The organism is Streptomyces boluensis, from assembly GCF_009908195.1.
GTDB classification, from domain to species: domain Bacteria; phylum Actinomycetota; class Actinomycetes; order Streptomycetales; family Streptomycetaceae; genus Streptomyces; species Streptomyces boluensis.
In genome coordinates this window covers 1-7,382 of the sequence record NZ_JAAAHS010000382.1, presented here as the reverse complement: position 1 = coordinate 7,382, position 7,382 = coordinate 1, and the positions used below count along the sequence as shown (strand labels likewise).

Here is a 7,382-nt window from a genome sequence, read left to right as displayed (position 1 = left end):
GGGAAGGATTGGGGCGGGGCAATGTCCTCCGTGCCGGACCGGGTTTATTCGGGCCCGAGTAAAGTGGGACGCTAGAACCACAGTGGTCGGACGTCAAGAGGTCTAGACACCGCACCCGTACGGGAGTTGACCCGGCACGCACACCTGCAGCAGGAGGACCGGATGACGCGACGCCCGGCGCACGGGGACCTGATCCGCACGGAGATCCTGGCGCTGCTCGGCTCGGCGGGCCCTCTCGGCCGGGCAGAGATCGCGGCCCGGCTCGGGGTGGGCGCGGCGACGGTCACCGAGCACACGCGGCGCCTGATCGGCGAGGGCTTCCTGCGCGAACTGACGCCGCGGGCCTCGGGCACCGGACGCCCGCGCGTCCCCCTGGAGTTGGTGTCGGACGCCGCTCATGTACTGGGTATCAGGGTCGCCGTGGACCACCTGGTGGGGACCGTGGTGCGGCTCGACGGGCAGATCGTGGACGAGTTCCGGCTGGCGGAGCGGGTCGCGGCGGCTCCCGTACGGCTGCTGACCGAGGTCGTGCGGCACGAGATCGACGCGCGCCGGGACACCACTCCGATCCGGGGCGTCGGCTTCGCGGTGCCCGGTATGGCCGACCCGGAGGCCGGGGTCGTACGCCTCTCCGGGATCATGAACTGGCACGGCCTGCCGCTCGGCGCCGAGCTGTCCCGCGAGCTTCCGGTGCCGGTGCTCGTCGACAACGACCTGCGCGCCAGTACGACCGCGGAGTTGCTGTTCGGCATGGGGCGCGAGCACGACGACTTCCTCGTCCTCGGCATCGGGGACGGCCTGGGCATGGGCGTCGTTCTGGAGCGGCGGGTGCAGCGCGGGGCGGACGGCTCGTCCGGCGAGTTCGGCCATCTGCCCGTCGACCCCGAAGGACCCGACTGCACGTGCGGCAACCGCGGTTGCCTCCAGGCGCTGGTCGGCCAGGCGGCCCTGCTCGACCGGGCGCGCCGTGCCGGTGTCAGGATCGCCCCGGAGGACGGGCTGCCCGGCCTGGTGGCCGCCGCCGAGCGCGGTGAGCGGGAGGTGCTCCGGCTCCTCTCGGACGCCGGTGCGCTCCTGGGCCGGTGCGTGGCCGGAGTGGTCAACGTCCTCGCAGTCAAGGCGGTCAAGGTGATCGGCGAGAGCCACGTCCTCTGGCCCTATCTGGGCCCGTCCTTCACCGCGTCGGCGGGTGCGGGCGTGATCGAGCCGCTCAAGGACCTGTCGGTGACGGTGTCGCCGTGGCGGGACACCGAGCACGCACGGGGCGCGGCCTGCCTGCTCCTCGCGCGCAGCGGGGCGCTCACCCGGACGTTGCCGCACTGACCGTTCCGCGCGGAGCAGGTGCGTGAAGAGGGTCGCCGCGCCGTCCGACAGGGCCCGGCATGGACGCACCCGTGGTGCGGGTACGGGCCGCTCTCCCTATCGTCGGATGCGGGAGCACGTTCCGCCGACTCGTGCACGGAGACGATCCAGTGCTTCGACCGGATCTGCCCCGTGTATCCGACCCGGAGGAGCCGTCATGCCGGAACTGTTCATCGGCGGTAAGTGGACCGCCGCTGTGGACGGGCAGGTTCGGGACATCCGCTGTCCCGCCGACAACACCCTTGTCGCGACCGTCGACGAAGCTGGACCGAAGGACGCCGCCGCGGCGATCGCCGCGGCCCGCGAGGCGTTCGATCAGGGCCCGTGGCCCGGCACCCCGGCCGCCGAACGCGGCCGGCTGCTGCTGCGCGTCGCCGACCTGCTCGAACGCGAGAAGGACGCGCTCGCCCGCGCCGAATCCCTGGACACCGGGAAGCGGCTCGTGGAGAGCGAGTACGACATGGACGACATCGCCAACTGCTTCCGCTACTTCGGCAACCTGACCGCGGCGGGCGGCACCGACCGGATCGTCGACGCGGGCAGCCCGGAGGTCGACAGCCGCGTGGTGCACGAGCCGGTCGGCGTGTGCGCGCTGATCACCCCGTGGAACTATCCGCTCCTTCAGACAGCCTGGAAGGTCGCGCCCGCGCTCGGCGCCGGCAACACCTTCGTGCTCAAGCCCAGCGAGCTGACCCCGCACACCGCGATCATTCTGATGCGGCTACTCACCGAGGCCGGACTGCCGGACGGGGCCGCCAACCTCATCCTCGGCGCGGGCCCCACCGCGGGCGCGCCGCTCAGCGAGGACCCGCGGGTCGACCTGGTGTCGTTCACCGGCGGGCTCGTCACCGGACGCCGCATCATGGCCGCCGCGGCCCCCACGGTGAAGAAGGTCGCCCTGGAACTCGGCGGCAAGAACCCCAACATCGTCTTCGCCGACGCCGACTTCGACGCGGCCGTCGACTACGCCCTGATGGCGATCTTCCTCCACTCCGGGCAGGTCTGTTCGGCCGGGGCGCGGCTCCTGGTCCAGGACGAACTGCACGACCGCTTCGTGGACGAGGTGGTCCAGCGCGCCCGGCGGATCCCGCTCGGCGGCCCGTTCGACGACAACGCCCGCACGGGTCCGCTGATCTCCGCCGCGCACCGCGACAAGGTCGAGGCGTACGTGGCGGCCGGTGTCGCCGAGGGTGCGGTGCTGCGCTGCGGCGGTGCCCGGCCCGACGATCCGGCGCTGCGGGACGGCTACTACTACCTGCCGACGGTCCTGGACGAGTGCGCCCCCGGCATGTCGGTGGTCACCGACGAGTCGTTCGGTCCGGTGCTCACCGTCGAACGGTTCCGGGACGAGGAGGAGGCGGTCGCGCTCGCCAACGACACCGTGTACGGCCTCGCGGGCGCCGTCTGGTCGCAGGACACCGGCAAGGCCCAGCGGGTGGCGTCCCGGATGCGTGCGGGCACCGTATGGATCAACGACTTCCATCCGTACGTACCGCAGGCGGAGTGGGGCGGCATGAAGCAGTCCGGCTTCGGCCGTGAGCTGGGCCCGGCGGGCCTGGCCGAGTACCAGGAGGCCAAGCACATCTGGCGCAACCTCGCCGCGACCCCGCAGAGGTGGTTCGAATGAGTACGGACACCCCCGGTCAGGGTCCCGACGTGCCCGAGAAGAGTCAGGGCGAGCACGACGACGACGCGCTCGGCGAGCTCGGCTACCGCCCGGAACTCAAGCGGACGCTGGGCAACTTCCACACCTTCGCGGCCGGGATCAGCTACATCTCGATCCTCACCGGCACCTTCCAGTTGTTCTACTTCGGCGTCGCCTTCGGCGGTCCCGCGTACTGGTGGTCGTGGCCGATGGTCTTTCTGGGCCAGCTCATGGTGGCCCTGTGCTTCTGCGAGCTGGCCGCCCGCTATCCGGTCGCGGGGTCCGTCTACAACTGGGCCAAGAGCATGGGCGGCCCGCACGTCGGCTGGCTCGGCGGCTGGATGATGATGACGGCCACCATGGTGACCCTGTCCGCCGTGGCGCTCGCGTACCAGATCACGCTGCCGCAGATCGACAGCTGGTTCCAGTTCGTTGGTGACGGCAGCGGCAAGAACGACGCGGCGGCCAACGCCGTCCTGCTCGGCACCGTGCTCATCCTCTTCTCCACCCTCGTCAACGCCTTCGGTGTGCAGCTCATGGCCCGGATCAACTCGGCGGGCGTCTTCATCGAACTCATCGCCGCCGTCGCGCTGATCGTCTTCCTCGCGGCCCACATCACCCGCGGCCCCAGCAGCGCGCTGACGGAGACGTACGGACTCGGCAGCGGCCAGAACCTCGGGTACTTCGGAGCGTTCCTCACCGCCTCGCTGGCCTCCGCCTATGTGATGTACGGCTTCGACACGGCGTCGTCCCTCGGCGAGGAGTCCCACGACCCGAGCCGCAACGCGCCCCGCGCGATCCTGCGCGCCCTCGTCGCGTCGTTCCTCATCGGCGGCCTGATCCTGCTGTTCGCGCTGCTTGCCGTACCGGACCTGGCAGCCGAGGAGTTGGCCTCGGGCGGACTGCAGTACGTGGTCCTGGAGACCCTCGGTTCGACCATCGGCGAGATCTTCCTGTGGTGCGTCGTCGTCGCCATCACGGTCTGCGTCCTGGCGGTGCAGGCGGCCGGGATCCGGCTGATGTTCGCGATGGCCCGGGACAACAACCTGCCGGCCGGATCGATGCTCGCCCGCGTCAGTCCCCGCTTCCAGACGCCCGTGGTCCCCGCCGTGCTGATCGGTGTGGTCGGTGTCGTCATCCTGGTGATCAACATCAACCAGCCGCAGATCTTCTCCGTCATCACCAGCATCGCGATCATCATGATCTACGTGGCCTATCTGATGGTCACCGTGCCCATGCTGATCAAGCGGCTGCGCGGTCAATGGCAGCCCGCCGAGGGCAAGTTCTCGCTCGGCAGGTTCGGTCTGCCGATCAACATCGTCGCCGTCGTCTGGGGCGCGGCCATGTCCCTCAACCTGGCCTGGCCGCGCGCCGAGGTCTACAACGCGACCGGAGCGCAGCACTGGTATCTGCGCTGGGGCGCGTTCCTCTTCATCGGCGTCGTCGCGCTCGGCGGATTCGCCTACTACTGGTTCGTGCAGCGGCACAAGACGGGCGTATTGGAGGAGCACCGCGCCGAGGTCACCGAGCCCGCACCGCCCCTCGCCCCCTGAGCCACTGAGCCACCGCTGAACACGCTGACCCTGGAGACGTCATGCCCGAAGAGACCCCCCTGTCCGAGTTCGACTACGTGGTCGTCGGCGGCGGAACCGCAGGCGCCGTCGTCGCCGCGCGGCTGACCGAGGACCCGGCCGTCAGCGTCTGCGTCCTCGAGGCCGGACCTTCGGACGTGGGTGACGACAACATTCTCCAACTCACCCGCTGGATGGCCCTGTTGGAGTCCGGCTACGACTGGGACTACCCGGTGGAACCGCAGGAGAACGGCAACAGCTTCATGCGGCACGCCCGTGCCAAGGTGCTCGGCGGCTGCTCCTCGCACAACTCGTGCATCGCCTTCTGGGCTCCGGCGGAGGACCTCGACGAGTGGGGCACCATGGGCTGCACGGGCTGGAGTTCCGCGGACTGCTTCCCGCTCTACCAGCGACTGGAGACCAACGACGCGCCCGGCGACCACCACGGCCGCTCGGGCCCGGTGAACATCATGAGCGTGCCGCCCGACGACCCGTGCGGATCCGCCCTGTTGGAGGCGTGCGCGGCGGCCGGTATCCCCACCACCCCGTTCAACACGGGCAAGACGGTGGTGCGGGGCGCCCACTGGTTCCAGATCAACTCCCGTACGGACGGCACCCGTTCGTCCGCCTCTGTGTCGTATCTGCACCCGGTCCTCGGCAAGCGGCCCAACCTCGAGGTGCGCACGGGCCTGCAGGCGAAGCGGCTGCTGTTCGACGAGAACCAGCGGTGTACGGGCGTCGAGTACCTGGAGCCCGACACCGTGCACACCGGTACGGTCGGGGCGCGCCGCGAGGTGATCGTGTCGTGCGGGGCGATCGACTCGCCGAAGCTCCTGATGCTGTCGGGGATCGGCCCTGCGGGGCACCTGCGGGAGTGCGGCGTGGACGTACGGGTGGACTCCCCCGGCGTCGGCTCCCATCTCCAGGACCACCCGGAGGGCGTGATCATGTGGGAGGCGAAGCGCCCCATGGTGACCGCGTCCACGCAGTGGTGGGAGATCGGCATCTTCGCGGACACCGAACCGGGCCTCGATCGCCCCGACTTGATGTTCCACTACGGCTCGGTGCCGTTCGACATGAACACCTACCGGCGCGGCTATCCGACCACCGACAACGCCTTCTGCCTCACCCCGAACGTCACGCGGGCCCGCTCGATGGGCACGGTGCGGCTGCGCTCCCGCGACTTCCGGGACAAGCCGAAGGTCGACCCGCGCTACTTCACGCACGAGCACGACATCCGCGTGATGACGTACGGGATCCGGCTCGCCCGCGAGATCGCCGCTCAGGCCCCGATGGCCGACTGGGCGGGCGCGGAACTCGCTCCCGGCCCGAACGCCACGACCGACGACGAGCTGTTCGCGTACATCCGTCAGACGCACAACACCGTCTACCACCCGGCGGGCACCGTCCGCATGGGCGCGGCGGGCGACGCCGACTCCCCGCTCGACCCCGAGCTGCGCGTCAAGGGCGTCACCGGGCTGCGGGTGGCCGACGCCTCGGTCATGCCGTTCCTGCCCGCGGTCAACCCGTGCATCACGACCATGATGATCGGGGAGAAGTGCGCTGACATGGTCAAGGCGACCTGAGCGCACCCCGCGTGAGAATCTGTCCCCGTATTCGGATCTGAGTGGAAATACGGGGGCTGCGCGGTATGAGCGTTGACGAGCGGGACGAGGCAATCGCCGAGGGCGGCGAGGAGGCCGACGGGCGGCCTCCTCAGGTCCCGGATCAGGGCGGCCCTTCCTCCCTCGCGGACGGTTCCCTGGCGGATGGTTCCCTCGCGGATGATCTGCTCGCTTCCGGTGAAGTGCCGCTGTCCGACCCGGAGTTGATCGGGCGGATGCGTACAGGAGACGACTCCGCGTACGAGGCGTTGTACCGCCGCCACTCCGAAGCCGTCCGGCGCTACGCGCGTACCTGCTGCCGCGACGGACACACCGCCGACGACCTCACCTCCGAAGTCTTCGCCCGCATGCTGCAAGCCGTACGCGGCGGCTCCGGCCCCGAACACGCCGTACGCGCCTACCTCCTCACCTCCGTACGACGCGTCGCGGCGAACTGGCAGAAGGCCGGCAAACGCGAACAACTCGTCGACGACTTCGCCCTGTTCGCCACCCAGGCCTCCCGCACCACCGAAGCCGCCGACGACGACACCCTCGAACTCGGCGCCGACGTCGTCGCCATGCACGAAGCCGAACGCTCCATGGTCATGCAGGCCTTCCGCAGCCTCTCCGAAGAGTGGCAGGCCGTCCTGTGGCACACCGAAGTCGAGGACGACCCACTCAGCGAAGTCGCCCCACTCTTCGGACACGCCTCTCCCAACGCGACGGCGCAGCTGGCCAGTCGGGCCCGCGAAGGCCTCAAACAGGCCTACCTCCAAGCCCATGTCAGCGTCGCCCTCGCCGCCGACGACGAATGCGCCCGCTACGCCGACCGGCTCGGCGCGTATGCGCGTGGCCGCCTGCGCACCCGCGCCGAACGAGGCCTGCGCAAACACCTCGAAGACTGCTCGAAATGCCGGCTCGCCGCCGGACAGATCAAGGAACTGGCGGGCGGCATCCCCGCACTCGTACCGGTCGCCGTCATCGGCTGGTTCGGCGCCACCGGATACTCCATCAAAGCCGGACTCCTCCTCGGCGGCGGCGCCGCAGGCGCCGCCGGAGCCGGAGCCGCAGCGGCGACAGGTGGCGCCTCCGGCGGAGCGGCAGCGGAAGGTCTGGGCGCTCCCGCCAAGGCCGGGATCGCGGTGGGTGTCGTCCTCGCGGCCTCGGTCGCCGTGGCCATGGCGCTCACCGGCAGCGAAC

At 70.2% G+C, this 7,382-nt stretch carries 5 protein-coding genes; all 5 read left to right on the top strand.

Annotation, left to right across the window (positions count from 1 at the left end; all coding sequences use genetic code 11):
• The first annotated feature begins 162 nt into the window (after positions 1-162).
• Positions 163-1,323 carry an ROK family transcriptional regulator gene (locus GUY60_RS31460; protein WP_161704022.1) on the top strand — a complete coding sequence of 387 codons (1,161 nt, stop codon included), beginning with the start codon at positions 163-165 and terminating at the stop codon, positions 1,321-1,323.
• Positions 1,324-1,519: 196 nt separating this feature from the next.
• Positions 1,520-2,989, top strand: a complete 1,470-nt coding sequence (locus GUY60_RS31455) for an aldehyde dehydrogenase family protein (RefSeq protein WP_161704020.1) — start codon at positions 1,520-1,522, stop codon at positions 2,987-2,989.
• On the top strand, positions 2,986-4,560 hold the full coding sequence (locus GUY60_RS31450; protein ID WP_161704018.1) for an APC family permease: 1,575 nt from the start codon (positions 2,986-2,988) through the stop codon (positions 4,558-4,560). Before GUY60_RS31455 ends, GUY60_RS31450 begins: the two co-directional genes overlap by 4 nt.
• 41 nt (positions 4,561-4,601) lie before the next feature.
• A complete protein-coding gene (locus tag GUY60_RS31445; RefSeq protein ID WP_161704016.1) occupies positions 4,602-6,164 on the top strand; it encodes a GMC family oxidoreductase in 1,563 nt (520 codons plus the stop codon).
• Positions 6,165-6,229: 65 nt separating this feature from the next.
• The coding region (locus tag GUY60_RS31440) for a sigma-70 family RNA polymerase sigma factor (protein WP_161704014.1) at positions 6,230-7,382 on the top strand (1,153 nt) is incomplete at its 3' end.